This is a genomic window from Bacteroides fragilis, from assembly GCF_019583405.1.
Taxonomy (GTDB): Bacteria; Bacteroidota; Bacteroidia; order Bacteroidales; family Bacteroidaceae; genus Bacteroides; species Bacteroides fragilis_B.
On the sequence record NZ_SZUU01000004.1, the window covers coordinates 410,290 to 429,760 of the forward strand.

The window sequence follows — 19,471 nt, forward strand, 5'->3', positions numbered from 1 at the left end:
ATATTACATAAAATTTAATGTTGTTTGTTTGCCTGCATCTATAGCTTGTCTTTGATAGGTCTTTAACTCTTTCTGGATAGCTTCCCCGTTATATTCAGATGCTAATTCGAGCCTTCTCAATCCTATTTTTACATAATCTTCTTGTAGCTCTATACCTACGGCCCTTCTGTTTAAAGTTTTTGCAACAAAAGCTGTAGTAAATGTTCCTGAGAAAGGATCTAATATTAAGTCACCTTCATTTGAACTGGCTTTAATGATACGTTCTAACAATGCAACAGGTTTCTGTGTTGGATGATTTTCATATTCATCCATCCGATATCGTACTCTAGCAAATTCCCAGACATTACCTGGTACTTTCTCAGTACTATATGGCTGAGGTGGATTTTTCCTATAATCGATCAAACCTCTTTTAGCACCAGTTTTAGCTTCTACTAAAATTGCTTCAGAATTGAATGTATAGTTATTCTTATCTTTCACACAAAAAAGTATAGGTTCATACATCGAACCAAAATAATTCTTTGCTTGAACTCCGGAACTATCATAATACCATATCAGACGTGACAGGATCGTTAACTTTTCTCTAAGATAAAGATCAAAAAAAGGCATAAACTGAGTAGAGGTCATTACATAAAAAGCACCTGATGGCTTCAATTTACGAATACATAAATCTAACCATTGATAACACCATGATAAATATTTATCATCAGTCTCCCATTTATCTATACAACCAGCAAAGTTCTTGCCTATATTGTATGGAGGATCTGCAAAAATCAAATCTACAGAATTATCTTCTATTTCATTTTTCAATGCTTCAATGGCATCCCCATGTATAATCTTATAACTATTAGTTCCCAGTAAATTCATTTGTGTAACATTCTATTTTATGCAAAAATACAAAAAGCCAAATTCAATGCAGCATTGAACTTGACTTTTTTACTGAAATCTAACAAAATAGATTTTTTTAGTATCCCATGTTTGTGTTATTTCTCTTCAAGCACTTGCATTGACAGTTTGAAATGAAAATCCCCGTACTCCTATTACAGAGATACGGGGACTTTTACTATGACACTATTCGAATGCTTTGCTGATTATAAGATTCCCTGTGCCATCATTGCTTTGGCTACTTTCATGAATCCGGCAACGTTAGCACCCTTCACATAGTTTACGTATCCGTCCGGTTCGGTACCGTATTGTACACAAGCTTCGTGAATGTTCTTCATGATACTCTTCAGCTTTTCGTCTACCTCTTCAGAACTCCAACTCAGTTTGATAGAGTTTTGAGTCATTTCCAATCCTGAAACAGATACACCGCCCGCATTGGCTGCTTTACCCGGAGCGTACAGGATCTTAGCATCCTGGAACACTTTGATGGCTTCAGGTGTAGAAGGCATGTTAGCACCTTCCGATACGGCTATCACCCCGTTGGCAACCAACTTGCGTGCATCGTCGCCGTTAAGTTCGTTCTGAGTGGCTGAAGGCAGTGCGATATCACCTTTTTCACTCCAGGGACGGGCTCCTTCAACATATTTACAACCATAAGTTTCGGCATATTCGCGGATACGTCCACGATAGAGGTTCTTCAACTCCATGATGTAGTCCAGTTTGGCACGGTCGATTCCGTCCGGATCGTAGATGTAACCGTCGGAGTCGGACATGGTAACTACTTTACCACCCAGTTCCAATACTTTTTCGGCAGTGTACTGAGCCACGTTACCCGAACCGGAGATCAGGCATACTTTACCTTTCAGGTCGGTTCCTTTGGTCTTCAGCATTTCCATCAGGAAGTAGATGTTACCGTAACCTGTAGCTTCCGGACGGATCAGTGAACCGCCGAATTCGCGTCCCTTACCGGTGAATGTTCCGGTAAATTCGTGAGATAGCTTTTTGTACATACCGAACATGAAACCTACTTCGCGGCCACCTACACCGATGTCACCGGCAGGTACGTCGGTTTCAGGACCGATGTGACGCCACAGTTCGAGCATGAAGGCTTGAGTGAAACGCATTACTTCGGCATTTGACTTTCCGCGCGGAGAGAAGTCCGAACCACCTTTACCGCCACCCATCGGCAGGGTAGTCAGTGAGTTTTTAAAGGTTTGCTCGAAAGCAAGGAATTTAAGAATACCAAGGTTTACAGAAGCATGGAAGCGGATACCTCCCTTGTATGGGCCGATGGCGTTGTTGTGCTGAACACGGTAACCCATGTTGGTCTGCACGTTGCCTTTATCGTCTACCCAAGTCACACGGAACTGGTATACTCTGTCTGGAATGCAAAGACGTTCAATCAGATTGGCCTTGTCGAATTCTGGATGTTGGTTGTATTCTTCTTCAATCGTAGAAAGAACTTCTTCTACTGCCTGATGATACTCCGGTTCGTTGGGGAACCTTCTCTTCAAATCTTCTAATACCTTAGCTGCATTCATAATTCTTTTTTCTTTTTAATATGATTGTTTTTAAATTCTATCGTCTCTGTTGATGACGTTGCAAAAGTAAACATAAAAATCGAACTAACAAGCATTTTATAAAGAAAAACGGCATAAAACATCAAAATTGATATTTTATGCCGCAAAAAAGGAATAAAAAGATATTATTTATTCTTTTTAAGTGATTTGTAGACGGGAATAAATACTAATGCTGCCGAAATGATAAGCATAAGTATGGTAGGGCCGTCAATACGTTCGGCATATACCAATACTATGTAACAAAGCGCCACCCAAAGCAGAATGATACAAACTATTTGTGATTTGGATAATGGCCGTTTCATTTATTAGCTTTTTTCTTTTCTACAATAGCGTCGATCACAGCCACGGCTGTGATGTTCACGATGTCGCGTACCGAGCTTTCGATATCCGTAAAGTGGATAGGCTTGTTCAGTCCCATCTGGATCGGGCCGATGAATTCGGTATCCGGGTCCATGGCTTGCAGCAGCTGATATCCTGCATTGGCAGAGCTGAGGTTGGGGAATACCAATGTATTGACATCTTTGCCGTTGAGGCGGGTGAAGGGGTACTTGGAGTCACGGAGTTCGCGGTTCATGGCGAAGTTCACCTGCATTTCACCGTCAATTGCCAGTTCGGGATATTCTTTCTGCATATAAGCTACTGCTTCGTGCACCTTCAGCGGGCTTCCTGCCTGGTCGGAACCGAAATTGGAATAGCTCAGCATGGAGATCACCGGGGTATGATTGAAGAATCTGACAGTTTGATCGGCCAGCTTGGCTATATCTATCAAAGTGGAAGTATCCGGATGACGGTTGATCAAAGTGTCAGCCAGGAAGTAAGTTCCTTTTTTAGAATTCAGGATGTGCATGGTTCCGAAATGCTTGTATTCCGAACGGATGCCGATAACTTCTTTCGCTACTTTGATGGTATTGCTGTATTTGGTGTATAATCCGGTGATGAAAGCATCTGCGTCTCCGGTTTCAACCATCATCATACCGAAGTAGTTGCGCTCGAACATCTTGTCGTTGGCCTCTTCGTACGTAGCGCCTTCGCGGGCACGTTTCTGAGAGAGGATGTGTGCATAACGCTCGCGTCGTTCCGCTTCACGGTCGTGGCGAAGATTGATGATTTCGATTCCGTCCAGGCTCAGGTCGAGTTCCTTGGCCAGTTTCTCGATGCGTTCTTCGTTACCTAATATAATAGGGTGGCAGATTCCTTCCGATTTAGCTTCGACAGCGGCTTTCAGCATGTTGGGGTGTCCGCCTTCGGCAAATACCACACGTTGCGGGTTGCGGCGGGCGGTATCGTAGAGCTGGCGGGTCAACTGGGATTCCTGTCCCATCAATTCGCGGAGATGCGTTTTATATTCATCCCAGTTCTCGATATTCTTGCGGGCCACACCACTCTCCATAGCGGCACGGGCCACGGCGATAGATACTTCCGTAATCAGACGCGGATCTACCGGTTTCGGGATAAAGTATTCCGGACCGAAAGTGAAGTTGTTCACATGGTAAGCTTCGTTCACCACATCGGGCACGGGTTGTTTGGCCAGATTGGCAATGGCGTGTACGGCGGCAATCTTCATCTCTTCGTTGATTGCTTTTGCCTGAGTGTCGAGCGCTCCGCGGAAGATATATGGGAAACCGATTACATTATTAATCTGGTTCGGATAGTCCGAACGTCCGGTTGCCATCAACACGTCGGGACGGGCAGCCATGGCATCTTCGTAAGAGATTTCCGGGGTCGGGTTTGCCAAGGCAAAGACGATAGGCATCGGAGCCATGCTGCGCACCATATCCTGAGATAATACATTCCCTTTTGACAGGCCGAGGAATACGTCTGCCCCTTTGATCGCTTCGGCCAGTGTATGAATGTCGGTACGGTCGGTTGCGAAATAACGCTTCTGTTCGTTCAGGTCGGTGCGTGCCTTGCTGATAACACCTTTGCTATCGAGCATGACAATGTTTTCAAGGCGTGCACCCAATGATACATAGAGCTTTGTGCACGATACGGCTGAAGCACCTGCACCGTTTACTACGATTTTTACATCTTCAATCTTTTTACCGGCTACTTGCAAGGCATTTACCAATCCCGCACTGGAGATGATGGCCGTTCCGTGCTGGTCGTCATGCATTACGGGAATGTCGAGTTCTTCTTTCAGGCGGCGTTCTATTTCAAAGCATTCGGGTGCTTTGATATCTTCCAGGTTGATACCTCCGAAAGTAGGGGCGATGGCTTTGACGGCTTCGATAAATTTGTCGGGGTCTTTTTCATTGACTTCGATATCGAATACATCGATACCTGCATAGATTTTGAAAAGCAAACCTTTACCTTCCATTACCGGTTTGCCGCTAAGAGCGCCGATATCGCCCAATCCCAGAACAGCCGTACCGTTTGAGATAACAGCTACCAGATTGCCTTTGGCTGTATATTTATAAGCATCTTGTGGGTTCTTTTCTATTTCGAGGCATGGTTCTGCCACGCCGGGAGAGTAAGCGAGAGATAAGTCGGTTTGTGTACTGTAGGGTTTGGTAGGTACCACCTCAATTTTACCGGGTTTGCCCTGTGAGTGATAGAGCAATGCGGCTTCTTTGGTTATTTTAGCCATGATTATGCGTTTTAATAAAGGTTATCATTTGTCCGCAAATGTAGGAATAAAAGTTTGAAATTGTAGTCTATCTGATATAAATTCTATTAAATTAATAACAAAAAGCCACAAAAAGATGAAAATGTATCCGGTTTTTTGCGCTCTTATTGCATATTTATAACAAATAGGCTGTTGGTTTTGGATAATTGTGCTCGTAGCGGATTTTATATAAGTAGGAGTCGGGGGAGGCAAAGGAAGTACCCCCGGATAACTATTTTCACTATAAATGACTATTTTCCGCCGAAAAGTTTTTGTAATATCAGAGTTAATCGTATTTTTGTGTACAATTTTGGTGTAGTGATGACAGAAGAAGAAAAGAAGCTATTAAGTACCTTTGAAGCAAGGCTGCGGCATTTAATCTATCTGCATGATGAATTAAAGCGCGAAAATGCTGAGTTAAAGCAACTTCTCGAAGATGAGAAGTCCGAACTCGAAAAGGTGAGAGCTGAGTACAAAGCGTTAGAATCAAGCTACACAGACCTAAAAACAGCTACGACAATCAGCCTTAACGGCAGCGACGTAAAAGAGACGAAGCTGCGATTGTCCAAATTAGTGCGTGAAGTCGATAAATGCATCGCTTTGTTGAATGAATAACATAAAAAAGGATGTATGAACGATAAAATAAAAATAAACCTGCAAATAGCAGATTCTTATTATCCCCTCACCATCAACCGTGACGAGGAAGAGACCGTAAGAGAAGCGGCAAAGCAGGTAAATATCAGGCTCAATGCGTATCGGGAGCACTACAGGAACATAGCTCCGGAAAAGATTATAGCTATGGTGGCATATCAGTTTTCACTGGAAAAGCTGCATCTGCTGCAACGTAATGATACCCAACCGTATACGGCCAAGATAGAAGAACTTACAGAAATGCTGGAAGAGTATTTCAGGAACGAGGAATAACTGTTTCCATTTTTATAAAAGAAAATCCACGCACTGCTAAAGATGCCCGGAAGAAGAAGCTTTCGAGTATTTGGCAGTGCGTTTTTATTTATATTTAAATTAAATTACAATGTTAGTAACAATAGTAGCATCCATTGCATGCTTCATCGTAGGAGGAATCTTATCGTACGTATTGTTTAAATACGGACTGAAGGCCAAATATGATAATGTCCTGAAAGAAGCAGAGACAGAAGCAGAAGTGATTAAGAAGAACAAACTGCTGGAAGTAAAAGAGAAGTTTCTCAATAAGAAAGCAGATTTGGAGAAGGAGGTAGCCCTGCGTAACCAAAAGATCCAACAGGCCGAAAATAAGCTGAAACAACGTGAAATGGTGCTGAGCCAGCGTCAGGAAGAGATTCAGCGTAAAAGAGCCGAAGCCGATGCTGTCAGAGAGAATCTGGAAGCACAGTTGGGAATCGTGGATAAAAAGAAAGAGGAACTGGACAAACTCCAGCATCAGGAAATTGAAAAACTGGAAGCACTTTCCGGTTTGTCGGCCGAAGAGGCAAAAGAACGCTTGGTAGAGTCGTTGAAAGAAGAGGCAAAGACTCAGGCGCAGTCTTATATCAATGATATCATGGACGATGCCAAGTTGACCGCAAGTAAAGAGGCTAAACGCATCGTGATACAGTCGATACAACGTGTGGCTACGGAAACTGCCATCGAGAATTCTGTAACTGTATTCCATATTGAATCGGATGAAATCAAGGGACGTATCATCGGACGTGAAGGCCGTAATATCCGTGCTCTTGAAGCTGCTACCGGAGTTGAAATCGTAGTAGACGATACTCCTGAAGCAATTGTTCTTTCCGCATTCGACCCCGTTCGTCGTGAAATAGCCCGTCTGGCATTGCACCAGTTGGTTACTGACGGACGTATCCACCCGGCACGCATCGAAGAGGTGGTTGCCAAAGTGCGTAAACAAGTGGAAGAAGAAATTATTGAAACAGGTAAACGTACTACTATCGACTTAGGTATCCACGGATTGCATCCGGAACTGATTCGAATCATCGGTAAGATGAAATATCGTTCATCTTATGGACAGAACCTGTTGCAGCATGCACGTGAGACTGCCAACCTTTGTGCTGTGATGGCCTCTGAACTGGGCTTGAATCCGAAGAAAGCAAAACGTGCCGGATTGTTGCATGATATTGGTAAGGTGCCCGATGAAGAACCGGAATTGCCACACGCTTTGCTGGGTATGAAACTTGCTGAGAAATTCAAGGAAAAACCGGATATTTGTAACGCTATCGGTGCCCACCACGATGAAGTAGAGATGACCAGCCTGCTTGCGCCTATCGTACAGGTGTGTGATGCCATCTCCGGAGCACGTCCGGGTGCACGCCGCGAAATTGTTGAAGCTTATATCAAGCGTCTGAACGATCTGGAACAATTGGCTATGTCTTATCCGGGTGTGACCAAGACTTATGCCATTCAGGCAGGACGTGAACTTCGCGTCATTGTCGGAGCGGATAAGATAGACGATAAGCAGACGGAGAATCTGTCGGGTGAAATTGCGAAGAAGATTCAGGATGAGATGACCTACCCGGGACAGGTGAAGATAACCGTTATCCGCGAAACACGTGCGGTGAGCTTTGCAAAGTAAAGATTGAAAAAGAAAATGTTTAGGATAAGGGCGAAGCAATTCGCCCTTTTTTAATTCTCCGTTCAACAGTTGTTTTTAATATGGATAAAATATGAAGAATTACTTATTTGAGGTTTGTACCAACTCTGTAGAGAGTTGCATTGCTGCACAGGAAGGTGGAGCAAACCGTGTGGAACTTTGTGCCGGTATCCCCGAAGGCGGAACTACTCCGTCGTATGGCGAGATAGCAATGGCACGCGAGGTACTGACGACCACCCGGCTGCATGTCATCATACGTCCGCGCGGCGGCGATTTTCTTTATTCTCCTGTCGAGGTAAAGACCATGCTGAAGGATATAGAAATGGCTCGTCAACTTGGAGCCGACGGGGTGGTGTTTGGCTGCCTGACTACAAATGGCGGGATAGACGTACCGGTGATGAAACAATTGATGGAGGCCTCGAAAGGCTTATCTGTCACTTTCCATCGGGCATTTGATGTCTGCCGTGATGCGTCTGAAGCTTTGGAACAGATAATTGATCTGGGATGCGACCGTATCCTGACTTCGGGGCAACAGGCAACGGCGGAACTTGGAATACCTTTGTTGAAGGAACTCCGTGAAAGGGCGAACGGCAGAATTACTCTCCTTGCAGGTTGTGGGGTGAACGAAAAGAATATCTGCCGGATTGCAAAAGAGACCGGTATTCAAGAATTCCATTTCTCGGCTCGTGAAAGCATTAAGAGCGGAATGGAGTATAAGAATGAGGCGGTATCCATGGGAGGAACTGTCCACATCAGTGAGTATGAGCGGAACGTGACGACAGTGAAACGCGTGAAAGATACGATTGAGAGTATTACTTCTTCTCTTTAAAAGAGTATTTGAGCCGGTTCGAATGGGTGTCGGCCGTTTTTTCGAAACAAACCATCCCTGCAAACTGTTAGTTAGCGAAAGGTATTCACCCGATTAAAATGCTTTAGCTATGATAAAATTGAGATTCAGCTTGTTGATGGCTTTGTTGGTAGTGGCTGTGTCGGTTTTTGCGGATAATGCACCTGCCAAAGTGCAGACAGCCCTGAAAAAAATGTATCCCAAGGCTGATGGAATCGCCTGGTCGCAGGACGGTGGTTACTATTGTGCCGATTTTATGATGAATGGTTATGAAAAGAATGTCTGGTTCAATGTACAGGGACAATGGCAGATGACGCAGACAGAGTGGGGAGATACCGATGAACTTTCTGCCACGGTATATAATGCATATGCTTCCGGACCCTATTCCGGCTGGCAGGTAGAGGACGTCACTTACGTAGAATTTCCGAAATGGCAACCGATTATTGTCATTAAGGTGGGACAGCAAAATGTAGACATCCAGTATCAACTGTTCTATAGTCCGAATGGGACATTGCTGCGTACTCGCAATGTGAGTTATATGGATGATATATTGGGACCCGGTACTTTTTTGTAGCTTTCTTCATATTATGGATTTACGGGTGGATGGAAGGAGTCCGAATATCTTTCCATTCACCCGTAAATGCTTGTTCTTTATCCCATAAACCAAACGGCTTTTCGTGGCATCAGCTTATAAATTAGTGCAGTAAATGCCCAACTGCAAAGGAATATGCAGATAGCCATCAGTGGAACCTGCAAAGGGATGGGCAATGACGAAGGTCCTATTAAAAGGAAGAAGGGACCTACGACAAAATAGTGTACCATGTAGATGCCGAAACCACACTGGGTCATATTGGCCAATACTTTAATGACAGTAGAGTTGGTGATGACAACCTTTTGTAATAGTATGAATGTTTTCATAAGGAGCCGGGTATATGTAGATTCTGACCAATTAAAGATAATATCTGGTCAATTTGGCTTTAATTGATTACTTTTGCAGCGATATAAATGTATGAAATTCAAAAAAAGTAATCATGTTAAAGATATTGGTGACTTATGCCGTACAAGGCGAATTTACAGAAATCAAGTGGCCCGACGTGGAGGTATATTATGTGCGGACCGGTATTGGAAAAGTGAAATCGGCTTTTCATTTGTCCGAGGCTATCCAGCAAGTGAAGCCCGATATTGTGATCAATCAGGGAACAGCCGGAACTATTAATCATCAGGTAGGGGATGTTTTTGTCTGCCGTCATTTTGTCGATCGGGACATGCATAAGATGACCGGATTGGGAATGGAATACCGTATTGATTCGTCGGAATTGCTTGCTGCCAGGGGCTTTTGCCAACACTGGACCGAATCGGCAACCTGCAATACCGGTGATAGCTTCCTGACCGAGCTGACGGATATTGAGGGAGATGTGGTTGATATGGAGGCTTATGCGCAGGCTTTTGTATGCAGAGCCAAAGAAATTCCTTTTATTTCGGTTAAGTATGTTTCGGATGTGATAGGACAGAATTCTGTGAAGCACTGGGAAGACCGTTTGGAAGATGCCCGTGCAGGCTTATCTCACTTTTTCAATGTTTTAAAAGAAAGTATATGATAAGTCACGCCTGCGGCTATCAGGAAGAGGAGTATCTTGACCCAGACCAGTGGGATCAGGAAGAAAATGCAATAAAGCATTGTGCCCCACATGAGCAGCAGTGAGATGATTTTGGCGCGTAACGGGATCGCTTTATTTTCCCGGAAGTTGCGTATATAAGTACCAAAGTATTTGTGATTCAGAAGCCATTGGTATAACCGGGGAGACCCTTTGAAATAGAGGGCGGCAGTGAGTAGCAGAAACGGGGTAGTGGGCAATAATGGCAGAAAAATGCCAAGAATGCCGAGCCCCAGCGAAATGGTACCTAATATAATACAGATAGTTTTCATTCGGCAAAAATAGGAAAAATAACTTTTCTCGCTGAATGAAAACTATCTTTTGTATTATCTTTGTGCCCGCACCGAGGTGACATTAGGTGCAGTAACCATTAATAATATCTATAACAATGTTTACAGTAATCAAAAGAATGGAGATATCGGCTGCACATAAGCTGATTCTTCCGTACCGGAGCAAATGCGCCAGTCTTCATGGTCACAACTGGATTATCACTGTCTACTGCCGTTCTGAGCGGCTCAATGCAGATGGAATGGTAGTGGATTTTACCCAGATTAAGCAGGTCGTTAAGGAAAAACTGGACCACCGGAATCTGAATGAGGTACTTCCTTTTAATCCCACAGCAGAAAATATTGCCCGTTGGGTATGCAAGCAAATACCTCAATGTTATAAGGTTGAAGTGCAGGAATCGGAAGCAAATACGGTGATTTATGAGAAAGATTAACGAAATTTTTTATAGTTTACAGGGAGAGGGGTATCATACGGGTATCCCTGCTGTTTTTATACGTTTCTCGGGCTGTAATCTGAAATGTGACTTCTGTGATACCCGGCACGAAGAGGGTGAAATGATGACAGACGAAGATATTGTAAATGAAATCGGGAAGTATCCGGCTGTCATGGTGATTCTTACCGGAGGAGAGCCCTCTTTATGGATTGACGATGCTTTTATAGACCTCTTGCACCGTGCAGGCAAGTATGTATGTATCGAAACCAATGGTACGAAACCCTTGCCTGCTGCTATCGATTGGGTGACTTGCTCTCCCAAGCAGGGTGTCAATTTAGCTTTAAACCGGATGGATGAAGTTAAAGTTGTTTACGAAGGACAAAATATTGACGTTTATGAACAACTTCCTGCCGAACATTTTTTCCTTCAGCCTTGTTCTTGTAATAACACCGCGGAAACGGTGGATTGCGTGATGCGACATCCTAAATGGAGACTTAGCCTGCAAACGCACAAACTGATAAATATTCTATGAGCTGTGGGATCTGATTCAGGCTACATGTGATAAGCTGCAAGATATAGGCAGCTACGTTGTGTCTTGTGTGTTATTGATCGTGTGTGACTCGTAGCTTATGACTCGTGACTTGTAACTAATTAATGATATATTATGAAAGTAGGTTTATTTATCCCCTGTTATATCAATGCCATTTATCCGCAGGTAGGGGTGGCATCATATAAATTATTGAAGAGCTTAGGGGTGGATGTCGATTATCCTCTTGACCAGACTTGTTGCGGACAGCCCATGGCGAACGCCGGTTTTCAAGATGAATCTTTAAAAATGGCTATCCGTTTCGATGATTTATTCCGAAAGTACGATTACATTGTCGGTCCCTCCGCCAGTTGTGTGGCTTTTGTGAAAGAAAATCATCCCGGAATTCTGGCCAAAGAAGGCCATCAGTGCCAGAGTGCGGATAAGATATATGACCTTTGCGCTTTCATTCATGATGTGATAAAACCTACGAAAATTCCTGCCCGCTTTCCCCATAAAGTCAGCATCCATAACAGTTGTCACGGTGTACGTGAACTTTTCCTTTCAGCTCCGAGCGAACTGAATATACCTTATTTTAATAAATTGCGTGATTTACTTCAGATGGTCGAAGGAATTGAAGTTTTTGAGCCCTCCCATGTGGACGAATGTTGTGGTTTCGGAGGTATGTTTGCAGTCGAGGAGCAGGCTGTTTCAGTCTGTATGGGACGCGATAAGATACGGCATCACATGGAGACCGGTGCCGAATACATCACCGGAGCGGATAGCTCCTGCCTGATGCATATGCAGGGTATCATCGAACGTGAGCACCTGCCTATCCGAATGATTCATGTTGTAGAAATATTAGCATCACAATTATGAGTACCAAGCATGCAAAAGCTGCCGAAAAATTCCTGGAAAATCCGGTGATGGCAGCATGGCACAACGAGACCCTTTGGATGGTTCGTGCCAAGAGAGACAAGATGAGTAAGGAAGTACCCGAGTGGGAAGAATTGCGTGATAAGGCATGTGCGTTGAAACTCTACTCCAACAGCCACCTTGAGGAACTCTTGCTGGAGTTTGAGAAGAATGCTACAGCCAATGGAGCCATCGTTCACTGGGCAAAAGATGCGGAAGAGTATCGTGCCATCGTTTATGAAATATTGAGCAGTCACGGGGTAAAGCATTTTGTGAAAAGCAAATCGATGTTGGCAGAAGAGTGCGAACTGAACCCGTTTCTGATAGAGAAAGGAATCGATGTGGTGGAATCCGATCTCGGTGAGCGTATCCTGCAATTGATGAATCTGGCACCGAGTCATATTGTACTTCCGGCTATCCACATCAAGCGTGAGCAGGTAGGAGAACTTTTTGAGAAAGAAATGGGAACGGAGAAAGGGAATTTTGATCCCACTTATCTGACCCATGCCGCCCGAAAGAACTTACGAAATATCTTTCTGAATGCAGAAGCCGCTATGACGGGAGCCAACTTTGCTGTGGCGTCTACCGGAGATATTGTGGTTTGTACCAATGAAGGAAATGCCGATATGGGTACATCGTGCCCGACACTGAATATTGCTGCTTTCGGCATGGAAAAGATTGTGCCGGACATGGAGGCTCTGGGAGTGTTTACCCGTCTGTTGGCACGTTCGGCAACGGGACAGCCGATCACTACTTATACCTCTCAATACCGGAATCCCCGTGAAGGAGGTGAATATCATATTATTATTGTAGATAATGGACGGAGTGCCCTGCTGGCCCATCCCGACCATATCAAGACTTTGAACTGTATCCGATGTGGTGCTTGTATGAATACTTGTCCGGTGTATCGCCGGAGCGGGGGATATTCCTACACTTACTTTATTCCCGGACCTATCGGTATCAATCTGGGAATGGCACATGATCCGGAAAAGTATTACGATAATCTGTCAGCCTGTTCTCTCTGTATGTCTTGTTCGGATGTTTGTCCGGCAAAGGTGGACTTGGCCGAACAGATTTATAAATGGCGGCAGGATCTGGATAAGATTGGAAAAGCTAATACGGGTAAGAAAATAATGTCCGGTGGCATGAAGGTATTGATGGATCATCCTACACTTTTCAATGCGGCGCTTTGGGCTGCTCCGGCAGTTAACCATTTGCCACGTTTTATGAAGTATAACGATTTGGATGCGTGGGGGAAAGGACGAGAACTTCCTAAATTCGCCAGTGAATCGTTTAACGAGATGTGGAAGAAAAATAAAGTGCAGGGAAAGGAGGAAAACAAATGAGTAGTAAAGAAGACATATTAGCGAGTATCCGTAAAAATACGAAGAGCCGCTACGAATATCCCGATTGGCAGATCAATGCAACTGTTTATCCGGACGTGGTCGCCAAATTCTGTGAAATGAGTTTTGCCGTCGGTGGTGAGGCTATTGTGCTCGGTGAGGGAGAAGATATCAATGCTGTCATTCGCCGTACTTACCCTGATGCCGCCAGTATTGCTTCCGATTTGGACGAAATCACGTGTGCTACGTTCAATCCTGATTTGTTAGGTCGTGCGCAGGATCTGAACGGAACCGATATAGCCGTTGTCAAAGGTGAAATCGGAGTAGCCGAGAATGCGGCTGTCTGGATTCCTCAAACAGTGAAATACAAGGCACTCTATTTTATTGCCGAGAAGCTGGTGATTGTTCTGGACAAAAATCGTATTGTGAGCAATATGCACCAGGCTTACGAACGGATAAAAGATGAAAAATATAAATTCGGTACATTTATCTCGGGACCCTCAAAGACTGCCGACATTGAACAGGCATTGGTGATGGGAGCTCATGGAGCGAGAGATGTATTGGTAATATTAAAGTAACGAAGTAGTGTCAGAGAAGATACGACTGCGGGTTACTTGGATGAATATTGGTTTTGATTGATACAAGTGTATGTTTGCAAATAAAGTAAAGAAGGTGGCGGCCATTCACGATCTTTCCGGTATGGGAAGGGTCTCTCTGACGGTCGTCATTCCCATTCTGTCATCGATGGGGTTTCAGGTATGTCCGTTGCCTACGGCCATCCTGTCTAACCACACGCAGTATCCTGATTTTACTTTTCTTGATCTGACGGACGAGATGCCTCGTATCATTGCTGAGTGGAAACGGTTGGAAGTGGAGTTTGATGCTATTTATACCGGTTATCTGGGATCGCCCCGACAGATTCAGATTGTATCTGATTTTATTCGTGATTTTCGCAGAAAAGATAGTCTGACTGTAATAGATCCCGTTTTGGGAGACAATGGTAAGCTCTATTCCAATTTCAATGAATCGATGGTGGTGGAAATGCAGCATTTAGTCACACATGCCGATGTGATCACCCCCAATCTGACGGAACTTTTCTATCTGCTCGGCCGGCCGTATAAAGAGAGTAATACCGATCAGGAACTGAAAGGGTATTTGCGTTGTTTGTCGGACAAAGGACCGGAAGTGGTTATTATCACCAGTGTACCTGTGTTGGATGAACCTCACAAAACTTCGGTCTATGCTTATAACCGGACAGGAAACCGTTACTGGAAAATCACATGTCCCTATTTGCCCGCCCATTATCCGGGTACGGGAGATACGTTTACAAGTGTCATTACCGGAGCCTTGTTGCAGGGTGACAGCCTTCCCATTGCTTTGGACCGTGCTACACAGTTTATTTTGCAGGGCATTCGTGCTACTTTCGGTTACGAGTACGACAATCGTGAAGGTATTTTGTTGGAGAAAGTACTTCATAATCTTGATATGCCTATCCAGAGCAGTAGTTACGAGTTGATTTAACCCTACGCTTCTCTCTAAACGGGGAAAGCACTGCTCCCTGATTGGAAACAGTGCTTTTTGTTTTTTAAACGTGCGTTTTTATTTAATTTCTTCCCCTTTTTCATTCATTACCACAGTCACGTCTGTTCCGTCTTGCTGGGTAACGACTACTTTGTAAAGCTTGCCGTCTTCTTTAGTTGCTACTGACGCTTCTTTGACAGTCGATTCAGGATAAGCTTTTCCGAGAGCTTCGGTTACTGCTGCAGGCAGATCCTTGACTTCAATCTTTGTATATTCGTCTTGAGGAGCCTGTGCGGTTGTTACCACTGCGTTAGCGTTTTCTACGTTCTGTGCGAATGCTACTGAGCTACCTAATCCCATAACCAATGCTATTGCTACTAATACCTTTTTCATAATTGTAAATTTTGAGTTAATAAATGAAGTTTGTTTTTCTGTAAGCAACTTGCTTACGATAATAATAGTACAAGCTTCATGCCAAAGCAATGATTGATGTGTTATTGTGTTGATAAATAGATGTTTATTGGTCGTTCCTCAAAGCTCAATCTGTGGAAAAATAGTACTTTGAGGTGTGGATACCGTGGAAAACTTCCACAGTTTCAGAGACTTTTGGCAGTTTCTGCAAGCCGTATGAATTCTCTTTTGTATCCTTTTTCATCATTTTCTAATCCGGTTTTTGCCAAAGAGATCACTTTGTCATAAGTGGCGTTTCCTTTGAATCCCGAGTCTCTCAGTAGTTGTCCGAACATGGCTACTGCGGCTGCAAAGCGGAAATCGGCAGAGACCCAGTTGCTTTTATGGTCAATCAACGGCAATTCTATCTTCTTGCTGGTGTTACTGTCCGGAGCTTTGTAACGTAGCTTAATGGTTAATAACTCGTCAGATCCATTGAGAGGCGTAGATGGTTTTTGTTTTTTCTGATATTTGAGATCGTCTATTTTTCCTGCAAAATCACTCTTTACTCCCGTGGGAATTACTTCGTAGAAAGCTGTCACTGTATGTCCGGCTCCCATTTCTCCGGCATCTTTTGTATCGTTATTAAAATCCTCATCTGCAAGCAAACGGCTCTCGTAGCCTATCAGTCGGTAGGCCTGCACTTGTGCCGGATTGAACTCTACCTGTAACTTTACGTCTTTGGCAACAGTGTGTAAAGTTGCTCCGAATTCGTTCACCAATACTCGGTTGGCTTCTTGTAAGTTATCGATGTAGGCATGGTTTCCGTTGCCTTTTTCGGCGAGAGTCTGCATCTTGCTGTCTTTGTAGTTGCCCATTCCGTATCCCAATACGGTGAGGAATATACCGCTTTTACGCTTTTGTTCAATCAGCTTTTCAAGTTCCTTGTCCGATGATACGCCCACATTGAAATCACCATCGGTGCAGAGTATGATACGATTGTTACCTCCGGATATAAAGTTCTTTTGGGCTATTTTATAAGCCAGCATGATCCCTTCACCTCCTGCGGTAGAACCACTTGCTTCCAGTTCGTCAATGGCTTCACGTATTTTTTGTTTGTCGCTTCCCGGTGTAGAAGCCAGCTTCTCTCCGGCAGCACCCGAGTATATTACAATGGATACTTTATCTTTTTCACGCAGATTGTTGACCAGTAGTTTTAAAGACGACTTTACCAGATCCAAGCGTTCGGGACCATACATGGAACCGGATACGTCGATCAGGAAGACCAAGTTCGATGCCGGTAAGTTCTTGGTCGGTATCTCTTTGGCTTTCAGTCCGATGCGGACTAACCGATGTTGCTCGTTCCAGGGACATGTGCCTACTTCTGTTGTAATTCTCACCGGATCGTTTCCGGTTGGGCGGGCATAATTGTAAGAGAAGTAATTTATCAATTCTTCCGTGCGAATGGCATTTGTCGGAGGAAGTTCTCCTTTATTAAGGAAACGACGCATGTTGCTGTATGAAGCTGCATCCACATCGATTGAGAAAGTAGATAACGGAGTGTCCAAAACTTGTTTAAATCCGTTTTCCTGTATCTCTTTATATTCTTCGGAAGAGATTTTTCCGTAGCATGGCATGCTTCGGACCATAGAGAGAGGAGTGGCACCACAAACCATTTTCCGTGCTTCGTTTGCGTAACCTACTACTATGCATTCTTCCAGTGTCTGCGTATCCGCTTTCAAAGCGACATCTATCCGGGCAGAGGCTACTTTTATTTTTTGAGTGCGATATCCTACGAAAGAGAATACCAGTGTTGCCCCTTTACTTACATGTATGGAATACGTGCCATCCGTTCCGGTGACAGTTCCGTTCCGGGTTCCGTCTATCGCTATAGAGCAGCCTATTATCGCTTCTCCGCTTTCGGCATCTGTCACGATACCTTTCACTGTGAAAGGCTGTGCATTGGCTGTATTCCATGAAATAATTGCTGCTAACATTACGAGCATAAAAGCTCCGAATCGATTCGTTTTCATACTTTTATTGTTTTAAGTGAATGAATTTAATTTCTTGTTTTACTCAATGGATGCAATTCTTTCATGGATTCCATAAACAGATTCCTCTTTTTTTTAACTTTGCAAAAAAAAGTCCTGTTTTTCAAAAAGAACATATCGCAACATACGGACGACGAACTGCTACAATACTATGTGAAGTCCGGTAGGAAAGAGTATTTCGGTGAACTTTATAATCGTTATATTCCTTTGTTATATGGCGTGTGTTTGAAATATCTCAGGGATGAACCCCGGGCGCAAGATGCCGTGATGGAGCTTTTCGAAGAACTACTTCCTAAAGTAGCCAATTATGAAATAAAGACCTTTCGGGCTTGGGTATACCGGGTAGTAAAGAATCATTGCCTGCAAATATTGCGGAGAGAAAACAAAGAGATTCCGCTGGATTATACGGTCCATATTGTGGAATCTGACGAATTTCTGCATCTGTTATGTGAAGAGGAAGGTGAAGAAGCGCAATTGGAAGCTTTGTACCATTGCCTTAAGAAACTTTCCGAACCTCAACGCATCAGCATCAGGCACTTCTTTATGGAAGAGATGTCTTATGCCGATATCGTTGAACAAACCGGCTTTACGTTAAATAACGTGAAGAGCTATATCCAAAATGGAAAACGGAATTTAAAGATTTGCATTAAAAATCAGCTTAAGGGATGAAACTATCGGATTACATACGGGGATTCCGTAAGGGGAAAGAAGCACATCGATTGGAGAAAGAAGCGATGCGTGATCCTTTTTTGGCCGATGCATTGGAAGGGTATAGCCGGATGGAGAGTGGAGCCGATGAGCAAATAGAGTTGTTGCGTCGCCGGGTGAATATGCGTACAACGCAAAAACGCAGGCATACCATTGCTTGGAGTGTGGCTGCCAGCCTTCTGATCGGAGTTTGTATCGGTTCTTATTTCCTGCTTCAGGAGGATTCTTTACCGGATGAAGCACGGATAGCGATGGAAGAAGTATCTCAGTTGGAACCTTTGTCTGTACAAAAGGAAGAAAGGAAAGAGGATTTGGTGGCGACGGTGAGAAAAGATTCTGCAACTATTCAGAAAGGATTGATTACCGGGAATAGAGAGAAGAAAGTTGTTGTATCTCCCCACACAGAAGTGCCTCAGGCCATGACACGGGAATGGATCGATGAGGCATTGGAAACCACTATTGCCGAAGAACCTTTGGCTGCTACTACAAGTTCGGCTATGAAATCTATTCCGGTTAATGACAGCAGCCTTACTGCTCAGGTAGCGGTTGTAGGCAAAGTACATGGCACAGTGACAGACTCCAACGGTTATCCTATTGTCGGTGCTACCGTTAAGCTGAAAGGGACTAATCAGGGAACTATCTCAGACGTAAATGGTAATTTTGCATTGAAGACAGGTGGAAATCGGGAGCTCGCAGTCGATTATATTGGTTATGAATCCGTTACGCTTCCGGTTGATACGACTAAAAGCTTATTAATAGCGATGAACGAAGATCAAGCCACGCTTGATGAGGTGGTAGTGGTAGGGTACGGTTCGCAGCCGAAAGGGAGTATAACGGGAGCTGTAGCGAGTCTGAAAATGTCCGGTACTCCCCAACCTACCATAGGTAGAAAGGCATTTCGGAAGTATCTGAAAGAGAGTCTGGTTCATCCGTCCGATAAAGACTGCGCGCGTGCCAAGGGAAAAGTTATTCTTACTTTTCGGGTCGATAAGGAAGGACGTCCACAAGATATTACTGTTAAAAAGGGACTTTGTGCTTCGGCTGATGAGGAAGCCATTCGCTTGATCGAGGAAGGACCTGACTGGACAATAGGTGAGGAACCGGTAGAAATCAGTATCCGTTTTTGATAAATGAAAAATC

General features: G+C 44.0%; 21 protein-coding genes and 1 pseudogene. 14 read left to right on the forward strand and 8 right to left on the reverse strand.

The genetic code is table 11. The features are described from left to right. Positions 1-3: 3 nt before the first annotated feature. The 4 genes from yhdJ to FDF36_RS11785 form a co-directional block, all read right to left on the reverse strand. A complete protein-coding gene (gene yhdJ / locus FDF36_RS11770) occupies positions 4-864 on the reverse strand; it encodes an adenine-specific DNA-methyltransferase (protein WP_220391444.1) in 861 nt (286 codons plus the stop codon). Positions 865-1,088: 224 nt separating this feature from the next. Beyond that, positions 1,089-2,423: an NADP-specific glutamate dehydrogenase gene (locus tag FDF36_RS11775; protein ID WP_122130318.1), complete on the reverse strand. Its 1,335-nt coding sequence runs from the start codon at positions 2,421-2,423 to the stop codon at positions 1,089-1,091. A 164-nt stretch (positions 2,424-2,587) separates the two neighbouring features. After that, positions 2,588-2,764 carry a hypothetical protein gene (locus tag FDF36_RS11780; protein ID WP_002562412.1) on the reverse strand — a complete coding sequence of 59 codons (177 nt, stop codon included), beginning with the start codon at positions 2,762-2,764 and terminating at the stop codon, positions 2,588-2,590. After that, positions 2,761-5,049, reverse strand: coding sequence for an NADP-dependent malic enzyme (locus FDF36_RS11785; protein WP_193683796.1), 2,289 nt, complete (start codon positions 5,047-5,049; stop codon positions 2,761-2,763). Before FDF36_RS11785 ends, FDF36_RS11780 begins: the two co-directional genes overlap by 4 nt. Before the next feature lie 339 nt (positions 5,050-5,388). On the opposite strand from FDF36_RS11785, the gene FDF36_RS11790 reads away from it, so the two are divergent. The 5 genes from FDF36_RS11790 (at position 5,389) to FDF36_RS11810 (ending at position 9,075) form a co-directional block, all read left to right on the forward strand. Further along, positions 5,389-5,682, forward strand: a complete 294-nt coding sequence (locus FDF36_RS11790) for a hypothetical protein (protein WP_032537687.1) — start codon at positions 5,389-5,391, stop codon at positions 5,680-5,682. A gap of 15 nt (positions 5,683-5,697) precedes the next feature. Next, entirely contained in the window at positions 5,698-5,991 is a 294-nt protein-coding gene (locus FDF36_RS11795) for a cell division protein ZapA (RefSeq protein ID WP_005781039.1), read from the forward strand. Between the two features lie 109 nt (positions 5,992-6,100). After that, positions 6,101-7,636, forward strand: coding sequence for a ribonuclease Y (gene rny, locus FDF36_RS11800; RefSeq protein WP_005808123.1), 1,536 nt, complete (start codon positions 6,101-6,103; stop codon positions 7,634-7,636). Between the two features lie 91 nt (positions 7,637-7,727). Beyond that, positions 7,728-8,483: a copper homeostasis protein CutC gene (locus tag FDF36_RS11805; RefSeq protein ID WP_005797842.1), complete on the forward strand. Its 756-nt coding sequence runs from the start codon at positions 7,728-7,730 to the stop codon at positions 8,481-8,483. Between the two features lie 109 nt (positions 8,484-8,592). Beyond that, positions 8,593-9,075, forward strand: coding sequence for a PepSY-like domain-containing protein (locus FDF36_RS11810; protein ID WP_220391445.1), 483 nt, complete (start codon positions 8,593-8,595; stop codon positions 9,073-9,075). Between the two features lie 77 nt (positions 9,076-9,152). On the opposite strand, the pseudogene FDF36_RS11815 reads toward FDF36_RS11810, so the two are convergent. Further along, positions 9,153-9,413 (reverse strand): annotated as a pseudogene (locus FDF36_RS11815) (acyltransferase); the annotation flags it as partial. Positions 9,414-9,532: 119 nt separating this feature from the next. Between FDF36_RS11815 and FDF36_RS11820 the strand changes: the two are divergent. After that, positions 9,533-10,099, forward strand: coding sequence for a 5'-methylthioadenosine/S-adenosylhomocysteine nucleosidase family protein (locus FDF36_RS11820; protein WP_005790416.1), 567 nt, complete (start codon positions 9,533-9,535; stop codon positions 10,097-10,099). On the opposite strand, the gene FDF36_RS11825 is transcribed toward FDF36_RS11820, so the two are convergent. Further along, complete coding sequence (locus FDF36_RS11825) at positions 10,066-10,428, reverse strand: YbaN family protein (RefSeq protein WP_005790413.1); 363 nt, start codon at positions 10,426-10,428, stop codon at positions 10,066-10,068. The two genes, FDF36_RS11820 and FDF36_RS11825, sit on opposite strands and share 34 nt — an antisense overlap. Positions 10,429-10,544: 116 nt before the next feature. Between FDF36_RS11825 and queD the strand changes: the two genes are divergently transcribed. The 6 genes from queD to FDF36_RS11855 all read left to right on the forward strand — a co-directional run bounded on the left by queD (position 10,545) and on the right by FDF36_RS11855 (position 15,182). After that, positions 10,545-10,877 (forward strand): 6-carboxytetrahydropterin synthase QueD, encoded by a 333-nt coding sequence (queD, locus tag FDF36_RS11830; RefSeq protein WP_195666055.1) that lies wholly within the window; start codon positions 10,545-10,547, stop codon positions 10,875-10,877. Continuing rightward, positions 10,864-11,409 (forward strand): 7-carboxy-7-deazaguanine synthase QueE, encoded by a 546-nt coding sequence (locus FDF36_RS11835; RefSeq protein WP_220391446.1) that lies wholly within the window; start codon positions 10,864-10,866, stop codon positions 11,407-11,409. The genes queD and FDF36_RS11835 overlap by 14 nt, the downstream gene beginning before the upstream one ends. A 132-nt stretch (positions 11,410-11,541) precedes the next feature. Then, a complete protein-coding gene (locus FDF36_RS11840) occupies positions 11,542-12,282 on the forward strand; it encodes a (Fe-S)-binding protein (RefSeq protein WP_220391447.1) in 741 nt (246 codons plus the stop codon). Then, positions 12,279-13,664 (forward strand): lactate utilization protein B, encoded by a 1,386-nt coding sequence (locus tag FDF36_RS11845; protein WP_220391448.1) that lies wholly within the window; start codon positions 12,279-12,281, stop codon positions 13,662-13,664. Before FDF36_RS11840 ends, FDF36_RS11845 begins: the two co-directional genes overlap by 4 nt. Continuing rightward, complete coding sequence (locus tag FDF36_RS11850; protein ID WP_220391449.1) at positions 13,661-14,239, forward strand: LutC/YkgG family protein; 579 nt, start codon at positions 13,661-13,663, stop codon at positions 14,237-14,239. Before FDF36_RS11845 ends, FDF36_RS11850 begins: the two co-directional genes overlap by 4 nt. Positions 14,240-14,309: 70 nt before the next feature. Beyond that, positions 14,310-15,182, forward strand: coding sequence for a pyridoxamine kinase (locus FDF36_RS11855; protein ID WP_220391450.1), 873 nt, complete (start codon positions 14,310-14,312; stop codon positions 15,180-15,182). Between the two features lie 78 nt (positions 15,183-15,260). Here the strand turns inward: FDF36_RS11855 and FDF36_RS11860 are convergent, their stop codons facing one another. Further along, positions 15,261-15,575, reverse strand: a complete 315-nt coding sequence (locus tag FDF36_RS11860) for a hypothetical protein (protein ID WP_220391451.1) — start codon at positions 15,573-15,575, stop codon at positions 15,261-15,263. A gap of 203 nt (positions 15,576-15,778) precedes the next feature. Further along, positions 15,779-17,605: a vWA domain-containing protein gene (locus FDF36_RS11865; RefSeq protein WP_220391452.1), complete on the reverse strand. Its 1,827-nt coding sequence runs from the start codon at positions 17,603-17,605 to the stop codon at positions 15,779-15,781. A 63-nt stretch (positions 17,606-17,668) separates the two neighbouring features. Between FDF36_RS11865 and FDF36_RS11870 the strand changes: the two genes are divergently transcribed. Together FDF36_RS11870 and FDF36_RS11875 are read left to right on the forward strand one after the other, a co-directional pair. Then, complete coding sequence (locus FDF36_RS11870; protein WP_220391453.1) at positions 17,669-18,292, forward strand: RNA polymerase sigma factor; 624 nt, start codon at positions 17,669-17,671, stop codon at positions 18,290-18,292. Further along, positions 18,289-19,458: an energy transducer TonB gene (locus FDF36_RS11875; RefSeq protein ID WP_220391454.1), complete on the forward strand. Its 1,170-nt coding sequence runs from the start codon at positions 18,289-18,291 to the stop codon at positions 19,456-19,458. Before FDF36_RS11870 ends, FDF36_RS11875 begins: the two co-directional genes overlap by 4 nt. The last annotated feature ends 13 nt before the right edge of the window (positions 19,459-19,471 follow it).

Coding starts and splice junctions, on each gene's coding strand:
- FDF36_RS11850 (WP_220391449.1), top strand. CDS start 13,661: ATGAGTAGTAAAGAAGACATATTAGCGAGTATCCGTAAAAATACGAAG.
- FDF36_RS11825 (WP_005790413.1), bottom strand. CDS start 10,428: ATGAAAACTATCTGTATTATATTAGGTACCATTTCGCTGGGGCTCGGC.
- FDF36_RS11780 (WP_002562412.1), bottom strand. CDS start 2,764: ATGAAACGGCCATTATCCAAATCACAAATAGTTTGTATCATTCTGCTT.
- queD (WP_195666055.1), top strand. CDS start 10,545: ATGTTTACAGTAATCAAAAGAATGGAGATATCGGCTGCACATAAGCTG.
- FDF36_RS11820 (WP_005790416.1), top strand. CDS start 9,533: ATGTTAAAGATATTGGTGACTTATGCCGTACAAGGCGAATTTACAGAA.
- FDF36_RS11875 (WP_220391454.1), top strand. CDS start 18,289: ATGAAACTATCGGATTACATACGGGGATTCCGTAAGGGGAAAGAAGCA.
- FDF36_RS11860 (WP_220391451.1), bottom strand. CDS start 15,575: ATGAAAAAGGTATTAGTAGCAATAGCATTGGTTATGGGATTAGGTAGC.
- FDF36_RS11805 (WP_005797842.1), top strand. CDS start 7,728: ATGAAGAATTACTTATTTGAGGTTTGTACCAACTCTGTAGAGAGTTGC.
- yhdJ (WP_220391444.1), bottom strand. CDS start 864: ATGAATTTACTGGGAACTAATAGTTATAAGATTATACATGGGGATGCC.
- FDF36_RS11785 (WP_193683796.1), bottom strand. CDS start 5,049: ATGGCTAAAATAACCAAAGAAGCCGCATTGCTCTATCACTCACAGGGC.
- FDF36_RS11810 (WP_220391445.1), top strand. CDS start 8,593: ATGATAAAATTGAGATTCAGCTTGTTGATGGCTTTGTTGGTAGTGGCT.
- FDF36_RS11790 (WP_032537687.1), top strand. CDS start 5,389: ATGACAGAAGAAGAAAAGAAGCTATTAAGTACCTTTGAAGCAAGGCTG.
- FDF36_RS11795 (WP_005781039.1), top strand. CDS start 5,698: ATGAACGATAAAATAAAAATAAACCTGCAAATAGCAGATTCTTATTAT.
- FDF36_RS11870 (WP_220391453.1), top strand. CDS start 17,669: ATGGATTCCATAAACAGATTCCTCTTTTTTTTAACTTTGCAAAAAAAA.
- FDF36_RS11840 (WP_220391447.1), top strand. CDS start 11,542: ATGAAAGTAGGTTTATTTATCCCCTGTTATATCAATGCCATTTATCCG.
- FDF36_RS11835 (WP_220391446.1), top strand. CDS start 10,864: ATGAGAAAGATTAACGAAATTTTTTATAGTTTACAGGGAGAGGGGTAT.
- rny (WP_005808123.1), top strand. CDS start 6,101: ATGTTAGTAACAATAGTAGCATCCATTGCATGCTTCATCGTAGGAGGA.
- FDF36_RS11775 (WP_122130318.1), bottom strand. CDS start 2,423: ATGAATGCAGCTAAGGTATTAGAAGATTTGAAGAGAAGGTTCCCCAAC.
- FDF36_RS11845 (WP_220391448.1), top strand. CDS start 12,279: ATGAGTACCAAGCATGCAAAAGCTGCCGAAAAATTCCTGGAAAATCCG.
- FDF36_RS11855 (WP_220391450.1), top strand. CDS start 14,310: ATGTTTGCAAATAAAGTAAAGAAGGTGGCGGCCATTCACGATCTTTCC.
- FDF36_RS11865 (WP_220391452.1), bottom strand. CDS start 17,605: ATGAAAACGAATCGATTCGGAGCTTTTATGCTCGTAATGTTAGCAGCA.